General features: G+C 62.7%; 24 protein-coding genes. 17 read left to right on the forward strand and 7 right to left on the reverse strand.

The window, feature by feature from the left end; genetic code table 11:
- The first annotated feature begins 107 nt into the window (after window positions 1-107).
- The 9 genes from B5E41_RS25615 (at window position 108) to B5E41_RS25660 (ending at window position 8,882) form a co-directional block, all read left to right on the forward strand.
- Window positions 108-1,274 carry an Mrp/NBP35 family ATP-binding protein gene (locus tag B5E41_RS25615; protein WP_088396595.1) on the forward strand — a complete coding sequence of 389 codons (1,167 nt, stop codon included), beginning with the start codon at window positions 108-110 and terminating at the stop codon, window positions 1,272-1,274.
- Between the two features lie 453 nt (window positions 1,275-1,727).
- A complete protein-coding gene (locus B5E41_RS25625; protein ID WP_088396596.1) occupies window positions 1,728-2,702 on the forward strand; it encodes a magnesium transporter CorA family protein in 975 nt (324 codons plus the stop codon).
- An 18-nt stretch (window positions 2,703-2,720) separates the two neighbouring features.
- The gene (locus B5E41_RS25630) at window positions 2,721-4,622 is read left to right on the forward strand and encodes a potassium transporter Kup (protein WP_088396597.1); all 1,902 of its coding nucleotides are present in this window, start codon (window positions 2,721-2,723) and stop codon (window positions 4,620-4,622) included.
- Window positions 4,623-4,752: 130 nt separating this feature from the next.
- Window positions 4,753-5,964 carry a cell wall hydrolase gene (locus B5E41_RS25635; protein ID WP_088396598.1) on the forward strand — a complete coding sequence of 404 codons (1,212 nt, stop codon included), beginning with the start codon at window positions 4,753-4,755 and terminating at the stop codon, window positions 5,962-5,964.
- Window positions 5,965-6,236: 272 nt separating this feature from the next.
- Window positions 6,237-6,575, forward strand: coding sequence for an AtpZ/AtpI family protein (locus tag B5E41_RS25640; protein WP_088396599.1), 339 nt, complete (start codon window positions 6,237-6,239; stop codon window positions 6,573-6,575).
- A 63-nt stretch (window positions 6,576-6,638) separates the two neighbouring features.
- Entirely contained in the window at window positions 6,639-7,391 is a 753-nt protein-coding gene (locus tag B5E41_RS25645; RefSeq protein WP_088396600.1) for a F0F1 ATP synthase subunit A, read from the forward strand.
- Between the two features lie 67 nt (window positions 7,392-7,458).
- A complete protein-coding gene (locus B5E41_RS25650; RefSeq protein ID WP_003588243.1) occupies window positions 7,459-7,686 on the forward strand; it encodes a F0F1 ATP synthase subunit C in 228 nt (75 codons plus the stop codon).
- 77 nt (window positions 7,687-7,763) lie between these two features.
- Window positions 7,764-8,387, forward strand: coding sequence for a F0F1 ATP synthase subunit B (locus B5E41_RS25655; RefSeq protein WP_064800845.1), 624 nt, complete (start codon window positions 7,764-7,766; stop codon window positions 8,385-8,387).
- A gap of 3 nt (window positions 8,388-8,390) precedes the next feature.
- On the forward strand, window positions 8,391-8,882 hold the full coding sequence (locus B5E41_RS25660; RefSeq protein ID WP_011424215.1) for a F0F1 ATP synthase subunit B: 492 nt from the start codon (window positions 8,391-8,393) through the stop codon (window positions 8,880-8,882).
- 300 nt (window positions 8,883-9,182) lie between these two features.
- Here B5E41_RS25660 and B5E41_RS25665 read toward each other — a convergent pair whose 3' ends face one another.
- Together B5E41_RS25665 and B5E41_RS25670 are read right to left on the reverse strand one after the other, a co-directional pair.
- Window positions 9,183-9,872, reverse strand: coding sequence for a ribonuclease HII (locus B5E41_RS25665; protein WP_064809695.1), 690 nt, complete (start codon window positions 9,870-9,872; stop codon window positions 9,183-9,185).
- Between the two features lie 167 nt (window positions 9,873-10,039).
- Window positions 10,040-11,197: a PA0069 family radical SAM protein gene (locus B5E41_RS25670; protein WP_088396601.1), complete on the reverse strand. Its 1,158-nt coding sequence runs from the start codon at window positions 11,195-11,197 to the stop codon at window positions 10,040-10,042.
- A gap of 139 nt (window positions 11,198-11,336) precedes the next feature.
- On the opposite strand from B5E41_RS25670, the gene B5E41_RS25675 reads away from it, so the two are divergent.
- Window positions 11,337-11,855, forward strand: coding sequence for a glycosyltransferase family protein (locus B5E41_RS25675; protein ID WP_088396602.1), 519 nt, complete (start codon window positions 11,337-11,339; stop codon window positions 11,853-11,855).
- A 408-nt stretch (window positions 11,856-12,263) separates the two neighbouring features.
- Window positions 12,264-12,599 carry a hypothetical protein gene (locus tag B5E41_RS25680; protein WP_088396603.1) on the forward strand — a complete coding sequence of 112 codons (336 nt, stop codon included), beginning with the start codon at window positions 12,264-12,266 and terminating at the stop codon, window positions 12,597-12,599.
- 81 nt (window positions 12,600-12,680) lie between these two features.
- Here B5E41_RS25680 and moaB read toward each other — a convergent pair whose 3' ends face one another.
- From moaB to B5E41_RS25700, 4 genes are all read right to left on the reverse strand, one after another.
- Window positions 12,681-13,232 (reverse strand): molybdenum cofactor biosynthesis protein B, encoded by a 552-nt coding sequence (gene moaB / locus B5E41_RS25685; RefSeq protein WP_088396604.1) that lies wholly within the window; start codon window positions 13,230-13,232, stop codon window positions 12,681-12,683.
- On the reverse strand, window positions 13,232-14,116 hold the full coding sequence (locus B5E41_RS25690) for a 4-(cytidine 5'-diphospho)-2-C-methyl-D-erythritol kinase (protein ID WP_088396605.1): 885 nt from the start codon (window positions 14,114-14,116) through the stop codon (window positions 13,232-13,234). The genes moaB and B5E41_RS25690 overlap by 1 nt, the downstream gene beginning before the upstream one ends.
- 12 nt (window positions 14,117-14,128) lie before the next feature.
- Window positions 14,129-15,961 carry a tetratricopeptide repeat protein gene (locus B5E41_RS25695; protein ID WP_088396606.1) on the reverse strand — a complete coding sequence of 611 codons (1,833 nt, stop codon included), beginning with the start codon at window positions 15,959-15,961 and terminating at the stop codon, window positions 14,129-14,131.
- 127 nt (window positions 15,962-16,088) lie between these two features.
- A complete protein-coding gene (locus B5E41_RS25700) occupies window positions 16,089-17,105 on the reverse strand; it encodes a polyprenyl synthetase family protein (protein WP_088396607.1) in 1,017 nt (338 codons plus the stop codon).
- 108 nt (window positions 17,106-17,213) lie between these two features.
- Here B5E41_RS25700 and B5E41_RS25705 point away from each other — a divergent pair, with 108 nt between their 5' ends.
- Window positions 17,214-17,441, forward strand: coding sequence for a putative signal transducing protein (locus B5E41_RS25705; protein ID WP_064800855.1), 228 nt, complete (start codon window positions 17,214-17,216; stop codon window positions 17,439-17,441).
- Window positions 17,442-17,448: 7 nt separating this feature from the next.
- Window positions 17,449-18,246 (forward strand): tRNA1(Val) (adenine(37)-N6)-methyltransferase, encoded by a 798-nt coding sequence (locus tag B5E41_RS25710; protein ID WP_088396608.1) that lies wholly within the window; start codon window positions 17,449-17,451, stop codon window positions 18,244-18,246.
- On the opposite strand, the gene B5E41_RS25715 is transcribed toward B5E41_RS25710, so the two are convergent.
- A complete protein-coding gene (locus B5E41_RS25715; RefSeq protein WP_088396609.1) occupies window positions 18,236-19,576 on the reverse strand; it encodes an Nramp family divalent metal transporter in 1,341 nt (446 codons plus the stop codon). The two genes, B5E41_RS25710 and B5E41_RS25715, sit on opposite strands and share 11 nt — an antisense overlap.
- A gap of 182 nt (window positions 19,577-19,758) precedes the next feature.
- Here B5E41_RS25715 and B5E41_RS25720 point away from each other — a divergent pair, with 182 nt between their 5' ends.
- The 4 genes from B5E41_RS25720 (at window position 19,759) to B5E41_RS25735 (ending at window position 22,659) form a co-directional block, all read left to right on the forward strand.
- Window positions 19,759-20,619 (forward strand): S49 family peptidase, encoded by an 861-nt coding sequence (locus B5E41_RS25720; RefSeq protein WP_088396639.1) that lies wholly within the window; start codon window positions 19,759-19,761, stop codon window positions 20,617-20,619.
- A gap of 18 nt (window positions 20,620-20,637) precedes the next feature.
- A complete protein-coding gene (locus B5E41_RS25725; RefSeq protein ID WP_088396610.1) occupies window positions 20,638-20,829 on the forward strand; it encodes a hypothetical protein in 192 nt (63 codons plus the stop codon).
- A 325-nt stretch (window positions 20,830-21,154) separates the two neighbouring features.
- Window positions 21,155-22,111, forward strand: coding sequence for a glycine--tRNA ligase subunit alpha (locus B5E41_RS25730; protein ID WP_088396611.1), 957 nt, complete (start codon window positions 21,155-21,157; stop codon window positions 22,109-22,111).
- Entirely contained in the window at window positions 22,108-22,659 is a 552-nt protein-coding gene (locus B5E41_RS25735) for a P-loop nucleotide/nucleoside kinase family protein (RefSeq protein ID WP_088396612.1), read from the forward strand. Before B5E41_RS25730 ends, B5E41_RS25735 begins: the two co-directional genes overlap by 4 nt.
- Window positions 22,660-22,812 lie beyond the last annotated feature (153 nt).

A 22,812-nucleotide genomic window follows, 5' to 3' on the forward strand; every position in this document is an offset into this window, starting at 1 on the left:
CCGCATGATTTCATGCCTTGGTCGGAATCGGCCAAGGCTAAAAATCATGTGTGCGTCTTGAAAGACGCGCAGCGCCGAAGTCTGCGAGAAGAAGCAATGAGGGTGGAATGACCGACGTCACGAAGGAACAGGTTCTTGAAACGCTGAAGACCGTGCGCGGACCGGATCTCGAACACGACATCGTCGCGCTCGGCATGGTCTCCGATGTCTTCATCTCCGATGGCAAGGTCTATTTCTCCATCACCGTTCCGGCCGAGCGCGCCAAGGAGCTGGAGCCGATGCGGCTCGCCGCCGAGCGCGTCATCAAGGAGATGCCGGGCGTCAAGGGTGCGCTCGTTACGCTGACGGCGGACAAGAAGGCCGCCGCCGCGCCCGCTGCCCGCCCGGCGTCGAATCCGCCCCACGGTCACGCCGGTCATGATCATGGGCATCACGCGCATGCGCCGCAGCAACAGCCGCCCCGCGCCGGCAAGATCGGTGTCCCCGGTATCGGCGCCATCATTGCCGTCGCCTCCGGCAAGGGCGGGGTCGGCAAGTCCACCACCGCCGTCAACCTGGCGCTCGGCCTGCTCGCCAATGGTCTCAGGGTCGGCATTCTCGATGCCGATATTTACGGCCCCTCGATGCCGCGGCTCTTGAAGATCGCCGGCCGTCCGACGCAGATCGATGGCCGCATCATCAATCCGATGGAGAATTACGGCCTCAAGGTGATGTCGATGGGTTTCCTCGTCGACGAGGAGACGGCGATGATCTGGCGCGGGCCGATGGTCCAGTCGGCGCTGTTGCAGATGCTGCGCGAAGTGGCATGGGGCGAGCTCGACGTCCTCGTCGTCGACATGCCGCCCGGCACCGGCGATGCGCAATTGACGATGGCCCAGCAAGTGCCGCTTGCCGGCGCCGTCATCGTTTCCACGCCGCAGGACCTTGCCCTGATTGACGCCCGCAAGGGCCTCAACATGTTCCGCAAAGTCGAGGTGCCGGTTCTCGGCATCGTCGAAAACATGAGCTATTTCATAGCGCCCGACACCGGCACCCGCTACGACATCTTCGGTCATGGCGGCGCCCGCAAGGAGGCCGAGCGCATCGGCGTGCCCTTCCTCGGCGAAGTGCCGCTGACGATGAACATCCGCGAAACGTCAGATGCCGGCACGCCGCTCGTCGCCTCCGATCCGAACGGCGTCGTCGCCGGCATCTATCGCGGCATCGCCGCCAAGGTGTGGCAGCAGCTCGGCGGCCAGCCCCAGCGCCCGGCGCCGGCGATCGTTTTTGAATGACGTCTCCGGTTATGAGCAGGACTTCCCGGCCAGGGCGCGCATGAGAGCAAAGCGCTGAGCCGCCGAATCACCGTTGCGATCACCCCGAATTGTGCGGGAAATGTGGTGAAAAGCCGCGCTTCACGGAAGATGTCTTGATTATTTCACGGCTTTGCTTCATATGCCGCGGCGCCATGATGGCATTGCTGCAGATGCTCAACGACGGCCGTCTTCGTTTCGAAGGTCCGGCCCGCCTGCAAGGTCGAAGGATGGGTACTGCGATGCGGTGGAGCACAATGGGCATGCTGGCTTTTGCGGCCGGATGCAGCCGGAGTTGTATGAACTTTCTTGATCTGCTTCCGTTTGGACCTGGGACGTGCCAGCCTCGCATTGCCGCGATGGCGGACGGATGGAAAGGCTTGCGATGAAGATGGCGATGACCACGAAGTGTCGTGAGCATCGGAGACGCTGCCGGTGATCACCGCTTACCTTTCCAATTGCAAATCGGTCGAGATCCGCGATCTCGCGCAGCCGGTATCCTTTCCCGAGGATGTCGTCTGGATCGACATGATCGAGCCGAGCCGCGAGGAGGAGCTTTATGTCGAGAAGGTTCTCGGCATCGAGGTTCCGACCCGTGACGATCTCAAGGACATCGAACCTTCGGCTCGCCTTTATATCGAAAACGACGCCGTCTTCATGACCGCTTCGCTGGTCTGGAAGGCCGATACCGACGCGCCGACGCTGACCGATGTCGCCTTCATCCTGGCCGAAAACCGCCTGGTCACCATCCGCTACGCCCAACCGAAATCCTTTGCGCTGTTTATCGCCGCCCTGCACCGGCTGCCGGAAAACTGGCGCAGCGGCGCGGCCCTTCTCGCCAAGCTGCTGGAGACGATCGTCGACCGGACTGCCGAAATCCTCGAAACCTCCGTCTCGCGCATCGACATCTTATCGACGCATGTCTTCGGCAAGGCGAAAAAGGTCCGCAAGCCTTCGAACTACCTCGAGCAGAAATTGCGCGATATCGCCGGTCATCACCGCATGATCAGCAAGCTGCGAGACAGTCTCGGCTCGCTTTCCCGGCTTCTGACGTTCCTTTACACGATCCCGGCGATCCAGCAGGACCACGAGGCGAAGGAGCTCTGCCGCACCGTCTCGCGCGATATTCAGTCGCTGTCGGAGCATGCCTCCTTCGTTGCCGCCAACATCACCTTCCTGCTCGATGCCTCGCTCGGCCTCATCAACATCGAACAGAACTCGATCATCAAGATTTTCTCGATCGCCTCGGTCGTGTTCCTGCCGCCGACATTGGTCGCCTCCATCTATGGCATGAATTTTCAGGTCATGCCGGAACTGGCCTGGACGGCGGGTTATCCCTATTCGCTGGCCTTGATGGTAATATCGGCCGTCATTCCTTTTTTCTTTTTTCGCTGGAAAGGCTGGCTCTGAGGAGCTTGTTGAAATTTCATGTCCGAAGAGAGCCATCCTCCGCACGAAGGCCATATGACGCCGCGCAAGCTGTTCTATCTCGCGCTCGGTTCCGTCGGTGTCGTCTATGGCGATATCGGCACGAGCCCGCTCTACGCTTTTCGCGAGGCGCTGAAGCCCGTCGCCCATGACGGCGTCACCCGTTTCGAGGTCATCAGTCTGATTTCGTTGATGATCTGGGCGCTGACCATCATCGTCACCATCAAATACGTTCTCTTCCTGCTGCGCGCCGACAACGACGGGGAGGGCGGCACGCTGTCGCTGCTCGCCCTTCTGATGAAGACCGCCAACGGCCATACCGCAATGCTGATGCTGCTCGGACTGATGGGCGCTGCCCTGTTCCTCGGCGATGCGATGATCACGCCGGCGCTTTCGGTGCTGTCGGCCGTCGAGGGTCTGAAGCTCGTCACGCCCAGCCTGGCGGAATACATCGTGCCGATCTCGGTGGCGATCCTGGTGCTGCTCTTCGTCGTGCAGTCGCGCGGCACCGGGGCCGTCGCCAAATTCTTCGGCCCGATCACCGCCGTCTGGTTCCTCGTCATCGCCGCCGCCGGCATTTCCCACATCTCCGACGATTTCGGCATTCTGGCCGCCTTCAACCCCTATTATGCCGTCAGCTTCCTGCTGCATGAGGGTTTTTACGGTGTCGTCGTGCTTGGTGCCGTCTTCCTGACGGTGACGGGCGCCGAGGCGCTTTATGCCGATCTCGGCCATTTCGGCCGTCGCCCGATCCAATGGGCCTGGTTCGCGCTGGTGTTTCCGGCGTTGACGCTGAACTATCTCGGGCAGGGCGCGCTCGTGCTCGGCAGACCGGAGACGATGTCCGATCCCTTCTATCTGATGTTTCCGCAATGGGCGCTGCTGCCGGTCGTCATCCTCGCCACCGCCGCAACAATCATCGCCAGCCAGGCCGTCATAACGGGGGCCTTTTCGCTGGTGCGCCAGGGCATCAACCTCGGCTTCCTGCCGCGCATGGAAATCCTCTTCACCTCGGAAACCAATACCGGACAAATCTTCTTGCCGTCGGTCAACGCCGTGCTGTTTTTTGGCGTCATTTTCCTGGTGTTAAGCTTCAAGACGTCGGACGCATTGGCGACCGCCTACGGCATCTCCGTCACCGGCGCCATGGTCGTCACCTCGATCATGGCCTTCGAATTCGTCCGTGCCCGCTGGAACTGGTCGCTGCCGGTAGCGGTGATCGCGCTCGCGCCGCTCGTCGTGCTCGAAATGATCTTCCTCGGCGCCAATCTTCTGAAGATCCACGATGGCGGCTATATCCCGATCCTGATCGCCACCGCCTTTACCGTCGTCATGTGGACCTGGCGCCGCGGCACCGCGATCCTGATGGAGAAGACCCGGCACACCGATATTCCGCTCGCCTCCTTCGTCAGCTCCATCGAGCGCAAGAGCGAGCATTCGCCGGCCCAGGTTCCGGGCACGGCGATCTTCCTGACCAGTGATCCGGAATCGGCCCCCGCCGCCCTGCTGCACAATCTCAAGCACAACCACGTGCTTCACGATCGCAACGTCATCCTGACGATCCGCACGGTCAACAAGCCGCGTGTACCGAGCCACGACCGCTATAAGGTCGAGCCGATTTCCGAACGCTTCTCGCGCGTCGAGCTGCTCTTCGGCTTCATGGAATCGCAGAACGTCTCGCAGGCGCTGGCGACGCTGCGCAAGACCGGACTGAAGTTCGACATCATGTCGACCTCCTTCTATCTTGGCCGCCGCAAGCTGGTGCCGGATGCCAAGTCGGGCATGCCCTACTGGCAGGACCGGCTCTACATTGCGCTGGCCAACGCCGCCGCCAACCCCTCGGACTACTTCCGCCTGCCGGCAAACCGCGTGGTGGAACTGGGATCGCATGTGATCATTTGAGGGGTTGGGGAGGGGACTTTGTAAGGGATGCGTCCCGTCAAACCAGCTACGTTAGAACATCCAAAAACTCCCACTGCTACTTTCCGGCACGCCTCGTTAACCGGACGTCAAGGTTAATGAGAGATTTTCGATGGCATGTTCCCGCGTTTCATGCCCGGAGTTCGTGTTGCGTCGAAAGAGCCCTTCCCGTAGCAAGCTGCGTCTTCTCCCCGAGAACTGGGTGTCGCCCGCCATCTTCGGGCTTGCCGGCTGGCTGATCTTCCCGAGCGTTGCCTCCCACGCCGATCTCGCCACGATGCTCGCCGGTCTCGATCGTGAGGGGGAGAGCTGGCGCATGGTGCTGACCAATTCGCCGGCCGGCTCCATCCACCAGGCCGAGCTCGCCTTCGCCGATCCGGCAGCGACCGGCTCGATCGCCTCAGACGCCGGCATGGTGCTGCCCGATGGCCGCAAGGTGGCTTTTACGGCCAAGGACAAGGGTCACGAGGACACGCCGGACGAGGACCGCGTCATTCGCGGCACGAAGAAAGGCCGCGTTGTCGCCGTCGAGAAGATGCAGCCGCCGAAGGATTTTTCCGCCGGCTCGATTCTCGAGCGCACCAAGATGCTGTTCACCCCGAATTTCGATCTCAAGGACCGGTCGGCTTTCGTCAAGCCGAAGATCCAGGGCAGGGAAATCGAGATCGCCACCTCTTTCTATAAGAAGCAGCCGGTGATGCCGGAGGTCGGCGTGCCGGCGATGCTCGCAAGCCTCGTTACCAGCAACAAGGCCGACGTGCTTGCCACCGCCTATGCGCCGACGGCACCGGATTATGCCCGCCAGTCGCCCTTCGATTCGATCCTGACCGAACCGGACAGCGGCCGCTTCGTGCCCCAGATCGGTCCGGGCGACCACGCCTGGGCCGCAAGCGTGCTGCCGCCGAGCGTCTTCTCCGCCCGCGAGCAACAATGCCTTGCCTCCGGCATCTATTTCGAGGCGCGCGGGGAATCGGTGAAGGGCCAGGCGGCCGTCGCCCAGGTCATCCTCAACCGTGTCCGCAACCCCGCCTATCCCAAGAGCATTTGCGGCGTCGTCTATCAGAACGAGGATTGGCGCAACCGCTGCCAGTTTTCCTTCGCCTGCGACAGCATCAAGGACCGGGTGAATTCGCAATATCACTGGCGGGTGGCCCGCGACGTGGCCATGGCGGTGACATCAGGCAAGATCTGGCTGCCGCAGGTAGGTTCGGCAACACACTACCACGCCGTCTATGTCCGCCCGAAATGGGCAAAGACCATGGAAAAGGTCGGGCGCATCGGTCTCCACGTCTTCTACCGCACCTATGGCGGCGGCTGGAGCTAAGAGAATCCGTCAGGGCGGCAGCGATTTCCGGCCCGCAAAAGCGGATTCTTTGCGTCGAATTTGCTCACACGGCTGAATATCGATATATCACATTGATTTTACACAACTATTTTCTGGCTGGACAGAAGCCGTCTACGCCTTGACTATACCAATCCCTAAAACTATGTTGCGCGCGACTTCAGAACGGGCCGGAAGGGTCTCAACCTTCGCGTCCGGGGTCCGAATGACCGGGGTAGCGGGAGTGCGGGCGACGGGCAGGCGAGGAGAGATCCATGGCGGACGACCGCGAGGAAAGTCTTGAGAAGCGCCGTGCGCAACTGGGAGCGGAACTCGCGACCAAGCGCGCTGAGGCGGGAGTGGAACAAGCAAGCGAGGCCCAAGCCGAGGTAAGCCGCAAAGGTTATGCCCAGGCGATGAAGCTTTCCAGTGAGTTCATTGCCGCAATCGTCGTCGGTGCCGTCCTTGGCTATCTTCTCGACCGTTTTGTTGGCACGGCGCCTTGGGGGTTGATTGTTCTTCTGCTTCTCGGATTCTGTGCCGGCGTTCTGAACGTGCTGCGTTCTGCGGGGGTGGTGGCTCATCCGCTGGACGACCAGGACGATAAGAAATAGAGGGCCGGTCCCGGTCCAGTCCAATGACCCCGCGTCCTGCGGGCCAAAGAGAGAGAACAAGCGGTGTCTAACGATCCGACTCATCAGTTCCTGATCCAGAAGATTGTCCCGATCGAAATCGGCGGAATTGATTTTTCGTTCACCAATGCATCGCTCTTCATGGCCGCTTCGGCTGCCGTTGCCGCCGGCTTCCTGTATTTCGCGACCTCGAACCGCGCCATCGTGCCGGGCCGTTCGCAGTCGGTCGCCGAAATGTCCTATGAATTCATCGCCAACATGCTGAAGGAAGGCGCGGGCAAGCAGGGACTGAAGTTCTTCCCGCTGGTCTTCTCGCTCTTCATGTTCGTGCTGACGGCGAACCTGCTCGGCATGTTCCCCTATTTCTTCACGATCACCAGCCAGATCATCGTCACTTTCGCGCTGGCGATCCTCGTCATCAGCACGGTTCTGATCTACGGCTTCTATAAGCACGGTTTCCACTTCCTGAATGTCTTCGTACCCTCGGGTGTGCCGGGCATATTGCTGCCGCTGGTCGTCGCGATCGAAATCATTTCCTTCCTGTCCCGTCCGATTTCGCTCTCTGTTCGTCTTTTCGCGAACATGCTCGCCGGTCACATCACGCTGAAGGTGTTCGCAGGCTTCGTCGCCTCGCTCGGAGCCCTCGGTGCCGTTGGTATCGGCGGAGCTATTCTTCCCCTCATCATGACCGTCGCCCTGACCGGTCTCGAGTTCCTCGTTGCCTTCCTCCAGGCTTACGTCTTTGCGGTGCTGACTTGCATGTACCTCAACGACGCGATCCATCCGGGCGGGCACTAAGGATAACGACATCGACGTCAAAGGGCGTCAGTCATTCGCCGCAACAACCATTTCAAAGGAGTTCAACATGGAAGCGGAAGCAGCAAAGTTCATCGGTGCAGGCCTGGCTTGCTTTGGTATGGCCGGTACGGCTCTCGGCCTCGGCAATATCTTCGGCAGCTACCTCTCCGGCGCTCTGCGCAATCCGTCTGCCGCTGACAGCCAGTTCGGCCGTCTGGTATTCGGCTTCGCCGTTACGGAAGCTCTGGGCATCTTCTCGCTGCTCGTCGCTCTCCTCCTCCTCTTCGCTGTCTGATATCGGCGAATAATTGGATCACGGCCTGCGACCGCAAGCCGTGATCCTTTGCATTTGCAGTCCACCTGGAGGTGAGCATGTTTTTTGTGACCCCGGCTTACGCTGAAGAAGCACCGGCGGCAGCGACCGGCACGGATGCGCATGCCGCTCCGGCCGCAGGCGAGGTCCATACCGAGACCGGCGTTGCCGAAGGCGAACACGCCCGCGGCCCGTTCCCGCCTTTCGATTCGACGACCTACGCATCCCAGCTGCTCTGGCTGGTGATTACGTTCGGCGTCTTCTACCTCCTTATGCAAAAGGTCATCGCGCCGCGCATCGGGGCCATCCTCGATCAGCGCCACACGCGCATCTCCCAGGACCTGGAAGAAGCAGGCCGCCTGAAGGCGGAAGCCGACGCCGCCGTCCAGACCTATGAAGGCGAACTGGCCGCTGCCCGCGCCAAGTCCCACGCGATCGGCTCCGCCGCCCGTGACGCCGCCAAGGTCAAGGCCGAAGAGGATCGCCGCACCGTCGAGGCCAGCCTGTCGGAAAAGATCAAGGCTGCCGAAGCCCGCATCGCCGACATCAAGGCCAAGGCTTTCGCCGACGTCGGCACCATTGCCGAGGAAACGGCAGCCGCGGTCGTCGAACAGCTGATCGGCAGCACCGCTGCGCAGGCAGACGTCGCGGCCGCCGTCGCGGCCGCCAAGAAGGAGGCTTGATCGATGGAATTTCATTTCGACGCGACTTTCTTTGCATTTGTCGGTCTCATCCTCTTCCTGGCACTGGTCGTCTACCTCAAGGTTCCGGGCATGATGGCAAGGTCGCTCGACGACCGCGCCGACCAGATCCGCAACGAACTTGCTGAAGCCAAGCGCCTGCGCGAGGAAGCCCAGCATCTGCTCGCCGAATACCAGCGCAAGCGCAAGGAAGCGGAAGCGGAGGCCGCCCATATTGTTGCCGCCGCCGAGCGCGAAGCCGAGATGCTGACCGCCGAGGCGAAGAAGAAGACGGAAGAATTCGTCGCCAACCGCACGGCGCTCTCCGAGCAGAAGATCAAGCAGGCCGAGGCCGATGCGATGAAGGCGGTGCGTTCCGCCGCAGTCGACCTGGCCATCGCGGCCGCCGAAACGGTGCTCGCCAAGAAGGCCGACGGCAAAGTCCAGTCCGAGCTCTTCGGCAACGCCGTCGGCCAGGTCAAGACGCGGCTCAACTGAGCGGTAGCGTATAGAATGAGGAGAAGGCCGGGCATGTCCCGGCCTTTTGTTGTTGTTGAATACTCGATCTCGGGTCGAGGGCATACCGCTCCCTTTCGATTCCCTCTTCTCCCCTCGGGGGTCCGAAGGACGGGTCGAGACACGTGGCTCGACCCAGGTCGGTGCCCGTAGGGCGGACAAGGGGGCCGGGGAAGCCGGTCTTCCTTCTCCCCGCCGGAGAGATGCCGTGGCCTCTCTTTTCCTTACGCGCCTCTTACCGTGCTCGTCCGGCTTCTCATTGCCCGGTTTTCTTTGGGTGACCTATTCCGAGATCAGCTCGTCCATCTCAGGACCGTCCTCGCCCTTGCGCAGCGGTCTAAAGCTCATCCGGTGCAGCGAACACGGCCCATGTTTCTCGATGCCGGCGCGGTGCTGCGCCGTGCCGTAGCCGACATGGGCGGCAAACCCGTAATCCGGAAACACATTATGAGCCCTTGCCATCATCCGGTCGCGCGTCACCTTGGCGACGATCGACGCGGCGGCGATCGAGACGGAACGGGCATCGCCCTTGACCACCGCCTGTCCGGGGCAATCGAGGCCGGGCGGCACGTCGAGCCCATCCGTCAGCACGTAGCTTGCGGGAACGGCGAGGCTGCAGATGGCGCGGCGCATCGCGTCCAGGCTCGCCTTGCGAATGTCGGTCTCGTCGATGCGGGTCGAGCTGGAAGAGGCGATGGAAACCGTCGCAGTCGCCAGGATTTGCACGAAGAGTTCCTCGCGCCGCTGCGCCGAGAGCTGCTTGGAGTCGTTGAGGCCTTCAGGGATGCGCTTCGGATCGAGGATGACCGCAGCGGCCACCACAGGCCCCGCCAGCGGCCCGCGGCCTGCCTCGTCGGCGCCGGCGACCGGCCAGTGGCCGGCCTTGCGGGCTTTGAGCTCGAGCTTGAAATCCGGCACGAGGGGGACCGTGTCGAAAAGCAGGGGAGAATCGGGTGGCGTGCGACGTTTCATGCGGCTGAACCTCGCACGCCAACCCGATTTCCCGCAAGTCCCCGGATCAGGGCGGCGGCCGGGGACGGTCCGGCGGATGGTGGCGGTCAAAGCCATCCGCGGGAATTGCGCTCGGGGCTCGAAAACAGGGCGGTTTTTCTGAGCAGCCGATGCGCAAGCTTAAAAAATCAGAGCAGCGACAGCTGTACGCCGCTGCCATCCGGCGGCACGAACAGATCGTCGCGCAGCGGCACACTGCGCCGCGTCAGCTCGAAGCGCTTCGCCGCCATTTCGAAACGCCGGGCGATCTGCCAGGCATAGGGGCCGGCGCCCTTCATGCGCTTTCCGAATTCGGCGTCGTAATCCTTGCCGCCGCGCATCGACCGCACCAGAGACATCACGTGCCGGTAACGATCGGGATAGTGCTGCAGCAGCCAGTCGCGAAAGAGCGGGCTGACTTCGAGCGGCAGCCTGAGAATGACATAACTCGCCTCGGCGGCGCCGGCAGCCTTGGCCGATTCGAGGATGCGCTCCAATTCGTGATCGTTCAGCGCCGGGATCAGCGGAGCGGCCATGACGGCAGTCTGGATGCCTGCCTCCGAGAGCGCATGAATGGTCTCCAGCCGTCGCGGCGGTGTGGCGGCGCGCGGCTCCATCGCTCGGGCAAGCTTGCGGTCGAGCGTGGTGACCGAGATGCCGACGCGCACCAGGTTCTTGCCGGCCATCTCCTGGAGAATATCGAGATCGCGCAGGATCATTGCCGATTTGGTGACGATCGACACCGGATGGTTCGCCTTGTTCAGCACCTCGAGGATGCCGCGCATGATGCGCCATTCCTTCTCGATCGGCTGATAGGGGTCGGTATTGGTGCCGATCGCGATCACCCGTACCTTGTAGCCTGGCTTGGCGAGCTCCCGCTCCAAGAGCTTCGCCGCGTCGGGCTTGGCGAAGAGCTTCGTCTCGAAATCGAGCCCTGCCGAAAGCCCCATATAGGCGTGGGTCGGCCGGGCGAAACAATAGATGCAGCCGTGCTCGCAGCCGCGATAGGGATTGATCGAGCGGTCGAAGGAAAGATCCGGCGATTCGTTGCGGGTAATCGCGGTGCGCGGCTTTTCGATCTGCACCTCGGTCTTGAACGGCGGCAGCTCTTCCAGCGTCTGCCAGCCGTCGTCGAAGGTCTCCCGCTGCAGCGCTTCGAACCGTCCTGTTGGATTCAATCCGGCTCCGCGCCCGCGCCGGCGGTCGGCCTCGACCCTGAGACCGGAGGACACGATCATCGCATCGGCAATATCTGCCGTATTGGCAGGCGCGAATGCGGCCTGCCCTGCCAGGGACTGCTCTCTCATCGGATTCTCCCACGGCGGAAGGCCGTTGCCTCCACCCGTTTTGATGATTAAATTCCTATCGGCAAAATGAGAACAATGCAAGAACAAAATGCGCAAAAGGGTGCTGGCAAAAAATTGTGCGGCGCATTATGAATAATCGATGTTGACGGTTGTTCTCGAATGCCAGGATCAGGAATCCGAACTGGCGCAGACCTTATCGGTGTTGGTGGCAGGCGCGGTGGAAGGGCTCGTCAGCGATGTGATCGTGCTTGATCACGGCTCGCGCGACGGCACCTCGCGGGTCGCCGACGCCGCCGGCTGCCGTTTCCATTCACAGTGGGATATCAAAGACATCGTTCGCTCCGCCCGCGGCGAATGGCTGCTCTTCGTCGAGCCGGGCGCCAGGCCGCAGGCCGGCTGGATCGATGAGATCGCCGAATATATGGCGCTGAACAAGACGCCGGCGCGCTTTACCGCGTCGCGCGGCTATCGGCGCCCCTTCTTCCAGCGCGTCGCCCGCACCCGGCCGCCGCTGGAGCTCGGGCTGTTGATGCCGAAGAACCTGGCGCTCGCCGCCGCCAGAAGCGGTATGCCTGTTGCCGACTTCGCCAAGGGGCAGAAGCCGCGCAAACTCGCAAGTGAATTGATTCCTTCCTGGGTGGCGCGTGCTGCGCGGTAGAATGCCATCCCTGCATCGACGCTGTCCGAGAGATTGCCCCTCACCCTAACCCTCTCCCGTAAAAACGAGGCGAGGGGACGTGCCCAACGCGACGTCGAGATGGAGGAAGCCGGCGCGGCAAATCCCCTTCGCCCCGCAAGCGGGGGTCCGAAGGACGGGTCGAGACCCGTGGCTCGACCCCGGTCGGTGGCGGCAGCCGGATGAAGGGCTAGTCTCGCCGTAAGCGCGCTTTGTGATTACGTCCCGCCATCGCGCAAAGATGGCGCGCAATCGGATTTCGCGCTATAATTCGCCCATGGCGCCGCCGAAGCGCCGCGCTTCGCAACGGATGCCGTGAAATGCCGGTGAACGGCAGAACAGGTCGGCAAATCTCCTCTTCTGCCGGGTTTCCGGCGAAAGGAGTGTGTCATGACACGCGGTAGGATCGACGGCGTACGCAGTATGATCTGCGGGCTGCTGGCGGTCATATTGCCGACATTGGTGATCGCGCATCCGCATTCGGCAGCATCGCAGACGATGCTCAGTTGCGCAGGCCGATCCGAGGTCGTCAGTTTCCTCGACAGGAATTTTGGTGAGAAGCTCACCGCGGTCGGGCTGGTCAATCAGAACGCCGTTCTCGAGGTCTATGCCGCCAAAAGCGGCACCTGGACGCTCGTGGTCACGGATGTTCACGGCATAAGCTGCATCCTGCTGTCGGGTGATAGCTGGGATTCGATGCCGGCTCTGCCGGGCATTGCCACATGACAAACGCCGGCGCGTCGGCCCCGAAAGTCTGAATCGGATTTTCGAGGGCGCGACCGCGGCGGCTGTAACGGCAGCGCCGGTCTATTTCTGTGCGCCGCGTTTCAAGTGCTCGTCCAGGCGCGGCATGATCTCCACGAAGTTGCACGGTACGCTGCGATAATCGAGCTGTGCTTTCAGTATGCCGTCCCAGGCGTCCCGGCAGGCGCCGGGCGAGCCGGGCAGGGCGAAGATGAAGGTGGAGTTGGCAACGCCCGCGGTGGCGCGCGACTGGATCGTCGCCGTGCCAATCTTATCGTAGGAAATACGGTGGAAGACGGCGGAAAAGCCGTCCATGCGCTTTTCGAACAGCGGTTCCAGCGCCTCGGGCGTCACGTCTCGCCCGGTAAAGCCGGTGCCGCCTGTGGTGATGACGACGTCGATCTCATCCCGCTCGGTCCAGGTTTTGACCTGGGCGGCGATTCTCTCCCGGTCGTCGGGCACGATCGCGCGCTCGACCAGCCTGTGGCCAGCCTCGGCGATCCGCGCCGCCAGCGTATCGCCCGACTTGTCAGTCTCCGGGGTGCGTGTATCCGAGACGGTAAGAACCGCAATGCCAACGGCGATGAAGGGCCGTTTTTCGTCCAAACCTGCCATCACATGCCTCCCGAAACCGTTTCCGTCGCCTGGAAATACCAGTCGGGCCGCGCCTCGTGAAGAGCCGCCGCCGCCTCTCGCGCGGTGGCCATGTCGGCAAAGATCCCGAAGCAGGTGGCGCCGGAGCCCGACATGCGGGCAAGAAGAGCGCCCTCAGCCTGCAGCATCGCCGAGATTTCTGCGATTTCGGGCACGACTTCGCGCGCCGGTGGCTCCAGGTCGTTGCGGGCCGCGCCGATTGCCGCAAGCCAGCCGGCCGGCCGGGAGAGGTTCAGGGGTGAATTGTTCTTTGCCTTGAGCCGGCGGAAAACCTCCGGCGTCGAAACCCCCTGCAATGGGTTGGCAAGCACCATGGCGAAGGCCGGCAGATCGGGCACGGCTTCGATCTCCTCGCCGATGCCGCTGGCAATCAGCGGCCGGCTCTCGAGGCACATGGGCACGTCGGCGCCGAGCTTCAGCGCCAGCGCCGCCAGCGCCTCGACCGGCAATCTCGTGCCCCAGAGGCGCATCAGCCCCCGCAAAGTCGCAGCCGCATCGGCCGAGCCGCCGCCGATGCCGGAGGCAACAGGCAGGTTCTTCTGGAGGTGGATGTGAACGGGGAAGGCGAGGGCGCCCACAACCTCGCGCAGGAGGTCGCGCGCTCTGATCACCAGATTGGTGCCGCCGTCGCCGGCAAGCGTCTCGCCGAAGCGGCCCGACAGGGTGAATGTGTCGGCCTGCGCCGGCAGGAATCCCAGCCGGTCGCCGCAATCCGCGAAGGTCACCAGCATATCGAGCAGGTGATAACCATCCGGCCGCTGGCCCGTTACATGCAGGGCGAGATTGATCTTCGCGCGCGCCTCTTCGGTGACGCCGAAAGCGTCGGCCAAGCCCTGCTCAGGCATCGGTGGCGCCCGTCAGGACTTCTTGTCGACCGGCGGCGGCGTGACCGGCGCCGGATCCGGCTGCTTCTTGTCGGCCGCCTTAGCATCGTCGTCGGCGGGCAGGCCGTTTGCGACCTTTTCCTTGATCTTCGGAATTTCGGCCGCTTCAGGCGCGGAGGCGAGCGCCCGGTTCCACTGGTAGACGGCTTCGAGCTTGCGGCCGACGCGCCAGTAGGCATCGCCGAGATGGTCGTTGATCGTCGCGTCGCCGGCCTTGATCTGCGCCGCCCGCTCCAACTCGTCGACGGCGTCGTCGAAGCGGTTGAGACGGAAATACGCCCAGCCGAGCGAATCGATGATGTAACCGTCGTCAGGGCGGAGATCGACGGCCTTCTTGATCATGGCGAGGCCTTCGTCGAGGTTCCTGTTCATGTCGATCCAGGAATAGCCGAGATAGTTCAGCACCTGCGGCTGGTCGGGGTTGAGCTCCAGGGCCTTGCGGAAATTCGGTTCCGCCTGGTCCCACTTCTTCAGCCGCTCATAGGCGATGCCGCGCTGGAAGAAGACGCTCCAGTTGGCGCGGCCGGGGATCGGCCCGATCGCTTCGACCGCCTTGTCGTAATTGGCGGCCATCGCCTCGTAGTCCTTGGCGTCGGAGAGTACGCTGCCATAGGCGAGATAGCTGCGGATATCCTTCGGATCGGAGGCGATCAGCGCCTGCAGGTGCTTGCGCGCCTCGTCGACCTTGCCGCCCTGGGCAAGGGCAAGGCCGAGCTGCAGCTCGGAGATGCGCCGCATCGGCGAATCTTCCGGCACCTTCTTATAGAGGGAGATGGCGCGGTCCATCTGGTTCTGCTTTTCGGCAATACCGCCGAGCAGCACCAGCGTATCGGCGCTGTTGGGGTCGAGCGCATTGGCGGTCTGCAGGTAGAGAGAGACGATGTCTTCGGCGCCATCGCGGTTCAGCGCGCCGCCGACGGAGAAGAGCACGCCGGCGGCGCCTTCCTCGGCGGTCTTGACCTGCTGCTCCTGCTTCTCACCCTTCTCGATGCTGTCGCGCAGCGCATTCAGCGGCGCGTAATTCGGCAGCAGGTTGTCGCCGACCGACACGGCGTCGAGCGCCTTCTGCTTGTTGCCCTGTGACGCTTCGAGGCGGGCAAGCGCCATCACCGCGCGCATGAAGGTGTCGGGCGCCGTCGCCCCACCTTCCTTGTCGAGCACGGCGTCGTTCAGATGCTGGCGGGCCGACTTCACGTCGCCGGTGACGACGGCAATGGCGCCGGCATTGTAATTCTGGAAGATGCGGAACCAGTCCGGCCCCTTCATCTTCTCGACCATGGCGAGCGCTTCCTTGCCGCGGCCGGCGCCGACCCGGGCCCAGGCGAGCAGCAGGTCGTTCATCATCCGGTCGAGATCGTTCGGCCCCTTATATTTCAGGATCGACTCGGCGGTCTTGTAGTCGTCGCGGCGCACGGCATCCATGCCGCGCACGATCGTGGTGATGCGCTCGACCGAGGGATCACCCTTCAGATCATTGGCGTATTTGACGCCTTCCTTGATGTCGCCGTTGAGCAGCAGCGAGATCATCAGCCGCTGGCGGATTTCGGGATTGCCGGGCTCGATCTGCAGCGCCTTCTTGTAGAGCGCGATTGCGGTCTCGTAATCGTGATCGACATCGGCGGTGCGCGCGGCGAGGAAGGCGCCGGAGAAAGTGGTGACGCTATCGGCATCGAAGAAGCTCTCGGCCTTGCCGGCATCGCCCGCCTTGGCCGCATCTTCGGCACTCGCGCCGGCGATGCCGCCGAGCGAAAGGACAGCCGTCAGCGCTGCGCTCGTAAGAAGACGGATGGCAATTCTCTGCCGCATTAGAAAACCTTTCTTCGAGAGCGTCCGGCCGCTGCCGGTCGCAAATCAGTCGTCATCACTGATTCATAACAGGATGGCTTTTTTGGAGCGGCGCTGCAAGAAAATCAGCCTCGATCGCGGCGTTCGATCAATTGACGCGCTCGATGCAGAAGTCGATCACTTCCATCAGGGCGGATTTCCATATCGTATCGGGAAGCGGCGCCAGCGCGTCCCGCGCGATCGTGCCGTAATGGACCGCCCGGCCGATCGTGTCGCTGAGTGTGCCGTATTTGGTGATCAGCCCGAGCGCTTTTTCCAGGTTGGCGTCGCTGCTGTTGCCGGCCTCGATCGCATCACGCCAGAAGGCGCGCTCCTCCGTGGTGCCGCGGCGATAGGCGAGGATGACGGGAAGGGTGATCTTGCCTTCGCGGAAATCGTCACCGACATTCTTGCCGAGATCGGCGGCCTTGCCGCCGTAGTCAAGCGCATCGTCGACGAGTTGAAAGGCGAGGCCGAGATTCATGCCGTAGGATTTCAGCGCGTTGCGGCCGGAGCGGCCGGCGTCGGCGACGATCGGCCCGACTTCGGCGGCAGCCGCAAAGAGGGCGGCCGTCTTGGCGCGGATGACGGAGAGGTAATCGTCCTCCGTCGTCTCCATGTTCTTGGCGACGGAAAGCTGCAGCACTTCGCCCTCGGCGATCACGCAGGCGGCAGACGAGAGAACATCGAGCGCGTCGAGCGAGCCGACGTCGACCATCATGCGGAAGGCCTGGCCGAGCAGGAAGTCGCCAACCAGCACGCTTGCCTGGTTGCCCCAGATCATCCGCGCCGTCGATTTGCCGCGGCGCAGGTCGCTCTCGTCGACGACGTCGTCATGCAGCAGTGTCGCCGTATGCATGAATTCGACCGAAGTGGCGAGCTTGATGTGGTTTTCGCCGCGGTAGTCGAACAGCGAGGCGGCCGCCAGCGTCAGCATCGGGCGCAGCCGCTTGCCGCCGGATGAGATCAGATGGTTGGCCACTTCGGGGATCATCTGCACGTCGGAGCCGGCCTTGGACAGAATGAGCTGGTTCACCCGCTCCATGTCAGCCCGGGTGAGATCGACCAACGGCTTGATGGATGCCAGTTTGTTTTTGCTTTCTTCAAGCGGTATGACCACGCCCAACGACCCGGACTCCTGTTCACTCATTGCATCTGACAATAGAAAGGGGCGATGGACGCGGCAAGGGGTGAATTGTCGCGTTAGCCGAAATTGGAAGGAAAATGACGGCAAATGCATGAACTTATCCGCGCCAACGATCCCGTTCTGCTCTCCTTTGCCGAGAGCCTGATGAAGGATGCCGGAATTCACTGCTTCATCGCCGATCAGGGCATGAGCGTGCTGGAAGGCTCGCTCGGCATGTTGCCGCGCCGCCTGCTGGTGGATGAGGACATGGCCGACCAGGCCCGCCGCATCCTGATCGACGCCGGCCTCGGCGGCGAGCTGCGCGACAGGACGTGAGCGGGCGATGACCGGCGGATCCGCTGAAACCATCGATGCATTCCATCGCGGCGCCTTTCATATGGTGCAGCCGAAGGGCAGGGGTCATCGCGCCGGCATGGATGCGATGCTGCTGGCCGCCCTCGTCGCCGACGATCGCCCGGTCAGGGTTGCCGATCTCGGCGCCGGCGCCGGTGCTGCCGGCCTTGCCGTCGCCTCGCGCCTTGCCAAGGCGCAAGTGGTGCTCTTCGAGCGCTCTGCCGAAATGGCCGATTATGCCCGCCGCAGCATCCTGTTGCCGGAAAATGCCCATCTCGCCGGCCGCCTCGGTGTCGTCGAGGCCGATGTGACGCTGACCGCCAAGGCGCGCAACGATGCCGGCCTTGTCGATGAAAGCTTCCATCACGTGATCATGAACCCGCCCTTCAACGATGCCGGCGACCGCCGCACGCCGGATGCGCTGAAGGCCGAAGCCCATGCGATGACCGATGGCCTGTTCGAAAGCTGGATCCGCACGGCCGGCGCCATCATGATCCCGGGCGGACAATTGTCGCTGATCGCCAGACCCCAGTCGATCGCCGAGATCATCGATGCCTGCGGCCGGCGTTTCGGCGGCATGGAGATCACCGCCATCCATCCGCGCCCGGGTGAAAATGCAGTCCGTATCCTGGTGACGGCGATCAAGGGTTCGCGGGCGCGGTTGTCGCTGCGCGCGGCCCTCATCATGCACGAAGAGGGGAGCCACAAGTTCTCCCCTCTCATCGATGATTTCAACAATGGCCGGGCTGCCTATGCCAGGCTTCGATCGTCAAACGCTAGCCGGTGACGAAGTCGAAGAGCAGCTTGACGTTCAGCCCGGCGATGACGACCGCGATTACATAGGCGATGCCGCTCAGCCAGCGCGGTGCGACGAGTTCGCCCATCTTGGCCTTGCTGGCGGTGAACATCACGAGCGGGAAGACGGCGAAGGAAAGCTGCAGGCTGAGCACCACCTGCGTGAGGATCAAAAGCTGCGCCGTGCCCTGGTCGCCGTACCAGATGGTGACGATTGCCGCCGGCACGATGGCGATCGCCCGGGTGATCAGCCGGCGCACCCATGGCTGCAGCCGGATCTTGAGGAAACCTTCCATCACGATCTGGCCGGCAAGCGTCGCCGTCACCGTCGAGTTGAGGCCGCAGCACAGAAGCGCGATGCCGAACAGCGTCGGCGCGATCGCCAGACCCAGCAGCGGCGATAGCAGCGAATGGGCTTCGCCGAGTTCGACGATGTCGGTCCTGCCATGCGCATTGAAGGCGGCAGCGGCCAGGATCAGGATCGAGGCATTGATCAGCAGCGCGAAGCAGAGAGCGACCGTCGAGTCGATCGTCGCATAGGTCAGCGCCTCTTTCTTTTCCGGAACCGTATGGCCGTACGCCCGCGTCTGCACGATGCCGGAGTGGAGGTAGAGATTGTGCGGCATGACGGTCGCGCCGAGAATGCCGAGCGCCAGATAAAGCATCTCAGGATTGGTGACGATCTCGGTGGTCGGGAAGAAGCCGGTGATGACGGAGGCCCATTGCGGGTCGGCAAGCAGTATCTGCACGCCGAAGCAGAGCGCGATGACGCCGAGCAGCGCGATGATGAAGGCTTCCACCCAGCGGAAGCCGAGCTTCTGCAGGAAAAGGATCACGAAAACGTCGAGCGCAGTGATGAGAACGCCGAGTTCGAGCGGAATGCCCATCAGCAGGTTGAGGCCGATCGCGGTGCCGATCACCTCGGCGATGTCGGTGGCGATGATGGCAATTTCGGCAAAGGCCCAGAGCGGCACCGAAACCCATTTCGGATAGGCGTCGCGGCAGGCCTGCGCAAGGTCGCGGCCCGAGGCGATCGCCAGACGCGCGCAGAGCGATTGCAGGACGATTGCCATCAGGTTGGAAAGCAGTGCGACGGTGAGCAGCGCATAGCCGAATTTCGAGCCGCCGGCGAGCGAGGTCGCCCAGTTGCCGGGGTCCATATAGCCGACGGCGACCATATAGCCCGGCCCGGCAAAGGCCGCCGCCCTGCGCCATCTCGAGCTGTGACGCCCGGTTCCGACGGTGCGGTAGACATCCGACAGCGACGCCTCTCCGCGTTCGTGCCGCCAGCCGTTTGTTGCATTGGGATTGAGGGCGTCCATGCCATTTCCACCTGTTTATCTTCCTTGCACTATGCCGAATTAGAATGATAATGCAAGTCATTCGCAACAAGAAAAATCATCCTGGATGTTTTGCAAACGCGGCCATTGCGTTTGTCGTTCCAGCGCATACATGGATGCCGATCGCAGATGACGATCGGGCGACCCGAAGCGAAGGATGGGAAATGGCCGGATTCTTGAGAAAATTGCTGCCGAAACGGTTCCGCAAGGATGGCGTCACCATCCCGGTCGTCAGATTGCAGGGCGCGATCATCACCGGCGGCGGCCAGTTCCGGCCGACCCTCAACCTCGCAAATGTCGCCCCGGTTCTGGAAAAGGCCTTCGCCATGAAGGACGCGCCGGCGGTGGCCATTGCGATCAACTCGCCGGGCGGCTCGCCGGTCCAGTCCCGGCTGATCTTCACCCGCATCCGCGAGCTTGCCCGCGAGAAGAAGAAGAAGGTTCTGATCTTCGTCGAGGATGTCGCCGCCTCCGGCGGCTATATGATCGCGCTTGCCGGCGACGAGATCATCGCCGACGCCACCTCGATCGTCGGCTCGATCGGCGTCGTCTCCGGCGGTTTCGGCTTTCCCGAACTGCTGAAGAAGATCGGCGTCGAGCGCCGCGTCTATACGGCGGGCGAAAACAAGGTGATCCTCGATCCGTTCCAGCCGGAAAAGGAAAAGGATATCGAGTACCTCAAGAGCCTGCAGCTCGAAATCCACCAGGTCTTCATCGCAATGGTGCGCGAGCGCCGCGCCGGCAAGCTGACGGATGATGCGACGGTGTTTTCCGGCCTGTTCTGGAGCGGTACGCGCGGCCTCGAGCTTGGCCTCATCGACGGCCTCGGCGACATGCGCCAGGAATTGAAGCGGCGCTACGGCCAGAAGACCCGGCTGGAACTCGTCACCGCCGGCCGCGGCCTCTTCGGCCGCCGCATACCCGGCGTATCGCCTGTTACACTCGAGGGCGCGGGGTCAGGTCTCGCAACGGGACTTGTCGAAGCGGCCGAAGAGAGAGCATTGTGGAGCCGCTTCGGGCTTTGAGAGGAGCAAGAAAGGGGCATGGCACAGCTTATCACGATCCTGATCCTGGTGTTCTCAGCCTGGTGGCTCTACCGCCGCTTCGTCTCCGATGCCCGCAAGCTCACCGAAAAATCGCGCCGCGCCGAAAAGGAACGCCAGACCGGCGCAATCGGCACCCTGGTCAAGGACCCGGTGACGGGGGAGTATCGGCTGAAGCGAGATGAGGAATAGACTTCAATTCTCCCTTCTCCCCAGCGGGGAGAAGGTGGCCCGAAGGGTCTGATGAGGGAGGCCGTACGGCACGCCATTGATTGCCTCGCTTGCGCGCCGTGCATTCGCTCCTATCGCAGCTCACCCCCTCATCTGCCTGCCGGCATCTTCTCCCCGCTGGGGAGAAGGGATATGCGGCACCGCCCAGCGAAATACAGGATGGGTAGGGCGGCGAAACTCCGCTTGCGTCACCACACAGCGTCGCCGCCCCCGCAAAACCCTTGACCCCTGCCGCCCTCCATGGCACCTGTCGCGCCGATAATTCCCAAGCCAGCGGTGCCATCCCATGTCAGCTATCCCAGACCATATGAACCCGAAGCGCTCCTTCCAGGCGCTGATCCTGACCCTGCATAGCTACTGGGCGGACAAGGGTTGTGCGGTGCTGCAGCCCTACGACATGGAAGTCGGCGCCGGCACCTTCCACCCGGCCACCACCCTGCGCGCCCTCGGCCCCAAGCCCTGGAAGGCCGCTTACGTCCAGCCCTCGCGCCGCCCGTCGGACGGCCGCTATGGCGAGAACCCGAACCGGCTGCAGCATTATTACCAGTATCAGGTCATCCTGAAGCCGAACCCGCCTAACCTGCAGGAACTCTATCTCGGCTCGCTGGCGGCGATCGGTCTCGATCCGCTGCTGCACGACATCCGCTTCGTCGAGGATGACTGGGAAAGCCCGACGCTCGGCGCCTGGGGCCTCGGCTGGGAATGCTGGTGCGACGGCATGGAAGTCTCGCAATTCACCTATTTCCAGCAGGTCTGCGGCATCGAATGCGCGCCGGTCGCGGGCGAACTGACCTATGGTCTCGAGCGCCTCGCCATGTATGTCCAGGGCGTCGACAATGTCTACGATCTGAATTTCAACGGCCGCGAGGGCGACGAGGAGATCAGCTATGGCGACGTCTTCCTGCAGGCCGAGCAGGAATATTCGCGTCACAATTTCGAATTCGCCAATACCGAGATGCTGCATCGCCACTTCGTCGATGCCGAGAAGGAATGCCGGGCGCTGCTCGATGCCGGCGCCGCCGGTCAAAGCGACAATCAGCGCCTGCACAAATGCGTCTTCCCGGCCTATGACCAGTGCATCAAGGCCAGCCACGTCTTCAACCTGCTCGACGCTCGCGGCGTCATCTCGGTCACCGAGCGCCAGAGCTATATCCTGCGGGTGCGCACGCTCGCCAAGGCCTGCGGCGAAGCCTTTTTGCTGACCGACGCCGGCGGCGTCAACCTGTCGAAAGAGGCGGCATGACGCAAAAGCCTGCCAGCCGTATAGTCCATCTCAACGGCTGGCCAGGCACCGGGAAGCTGACCGTCGGCCGATTGCTCGCGAGAAGGCTCGGCGCGCGGCTCATCGACAACCACACGTTGCTTAATCCGGCCGAAGCTCTTTTCGCCCGCAGCAACCCTCTGCATGCGTCGCTGCGCGAGCAAGTTCGGCGGGCGGTTTTCGACCATGCTGTGCGCGTCGATCCGGCTGAAAGCTTCGTCTTTACCGATGCTCTTGCGGATGACGAGCATGATGGTGCGATGTTCTCCTGGTATGTCGATCTGGCTGTCGCCAGAGGCGCGGATCTGGTCGCGGTTCTGCTCGATTGCGCGCCGGAGGAGAATGCCAGGCGCCTCATCTCTCCCGGCCGGTCCGAGGCGCTCAAGCTGACGGATACGGCGAAGCTGCAACAGCTCCGGGCGACCTACAAACTGTTGCGCGGACTGGCTGAACAGACGGTCGTCATTGATACGACGGAGCTTTTGCCGGAGCAGACGGCGGCCCGAATTCTCGCGCAGATCGGTGTTTGATGAAAGCTGGGATTACTGCGTAGTCTTTGCACAAACATTGACCTCGTTCCAGGGATTGGCGGATGAGCCAAGGCCCGCGCGAACCCTTCCTGCTGACCGACCCCGGCCGCGTCAGTTTCTCGAAAGAGTCGGCGTAAAAGCAACTCGAAAAAA

Origin of the sequence: Rhizobium esperanzae (assembly GCF_002204185.1) — a bacterium.
Lineage (GTDB): Bacteria > Pseudomonadota > Alphaproteobacteria > Rhizobiales > Rhizobiaceae > Rhizobium > Rhizobium esperanzae.

Excerpts from the sequence above, each read along its gene's own strand:
- B5E41_RS25615 (WP_088396595.1), top strand. The coding sequence starts at position 108 with ATGACCGACGTCACGAAGGAACAGGTTCTTGAAACGCTGAAGACCGTG.
- B5E41_RS25630 (WP_088396597.1), top strand. The coding sequence starts at position 2,721 with ATGTCCGAAGAGAGCCATCCTCCGCACGAAGGCCATATGACGCCGCGC.
- B5E41_RS25635 (WP_088396598.1), top strand. The coding sequence starts at position 4,753 with ATGGCATGTTCCCGCGTTTCATGCCCGGAGTTCGTGTTGCGTCGAAAG.
- B5E41_RS25640 (WP_088396599.1), top strand. The coding sequence starts at position 6,237 with ATGGCGGACGACCGCGAGGAAAGTCTTGAGAAGCGCCGTGCGCAACTG.
- B5E41_RS25650 (WP_003588243.1), top strand. The coding sequence starts at position 7,459 with ATGGAAGCGGAAGCAGCAAAGTTCATCGGTGCAGGCCTGGCTTGCTTT.
- B5E41_RS25655 (WP_064800845.1), top strand. The coding sequence starts at position 7,764 with ATGTTTTTTGTGACCCCGGCTTACGCTGAAGAAGCACCGGCGGCAGCG.
- B5E41_RS25660 (WP_011424215.1), top strand. The coding sequence starts at position 8,391 with ATGGAATTTCATTTCGACGCGACTTTCTTTGCATTTGTCGGTCTCATC.
- B5E41_RS25665 (WP_064809695.1), bottom strand. The coding sequence starts at position 9,872 with ATGAAACGTCGCACGCCACCCGATTCTCCCCTGCTTTTCGACACGGTC.
- B5E41_RS25670 (WP_088396601.1), bottom strand. The coding sequence starts at position 11,197 with ATGAGAGAGCAGTCCCTGGCAGGGCAGGCCGCATTCGCGCCTGCCAAT.
- B5E41_RS25675 (WP_088396602.1), top strand. The coding sequence starts at position 11,337 with ATGTTGACGGTTGTTCTCGAATGCCAGGATCAGGAATCCGAACTGGCG.
- B5E41_RS25680 (WP_088396603.1), top strand. The coding sequence starts at position 12,264 with ATGACACGCGGTAGGATCGACGGCGTACGCAGTATGATCTGCGGGCTG.
- moaB (WP_088396604.1), bottom strand. The coding sequence starts at position 13,232 with ATGGCAGGTTTGGACGAAAAACGGCCCTTCATCGCCGTTGGCATTGCG.
- B5E41_RS25690 (WP_088396605.1), bottom strand. The coding sequence starts at position 14,116 with ATGCCTGAGCAGGGCTTGGCCGACGCTTTCGGCGTCACCGAAGAGGCG.
- B5E41_RS25695 (WP_088396606.1), bottom strand. The coding sequence starts at position 15,961 with ATGCGGCAGAGAATTGCCATCCGTCTTCTTACGAGCGCAGCGCTGACG.
- B5E41_RS25705 (WP_064800855.1), top strand. The coding sequence starts at position 17,214 with ATGCATGAACTTATCCGCGCCAACGATCCCGTTCTGCTCTCCTTTGCC.
- B5E41_RS25710 (WP_088396608.1), top strand. The coding sequence starts at position 17,449 with ATGACCGGCGGATCCGCTGAAACCATCGATGCATTCCATCGCGGCGCC.
- B5E41_RS25715 (WP_088396609.1), bottom strand. The coding sequence starts at position 19,576 with ATGGACGCCCTCAATCCCAATGCAACAAACGGCTGGCGGCACGAACGC.
- B5E41_RS25720 (WP_088396639.1), top strand. The coding sequence starts at position 19,759 with ATGGCCGGATTCTTGAGAAAATTGCTGCCGAAACGGTTCCGCAAGGAT.
- B5E41_RS25725 (WP_088396610.1), top strand. The coding sequence starts at position 20,638 with ATGGCACAGCTTATCACGATCCTGATCCTGGTGTTCTCAGCCTGGTGG.
- B5E41_RS25730 (WP_088396611.1), top strand. The coding sequence starts at position 21,155 with ATGTCAGCTATCCCAGACCATATGAACCCGAAGCGCTCCTTCCAGGCG.
- B5E41_RS25735 (WP_088396612.1), top strand. The coding sequence starts at position 22,108 with ATGACGCAAAAGCCTGCCAGCCGTATAGTCCATCTCAACGGCTGGCCA.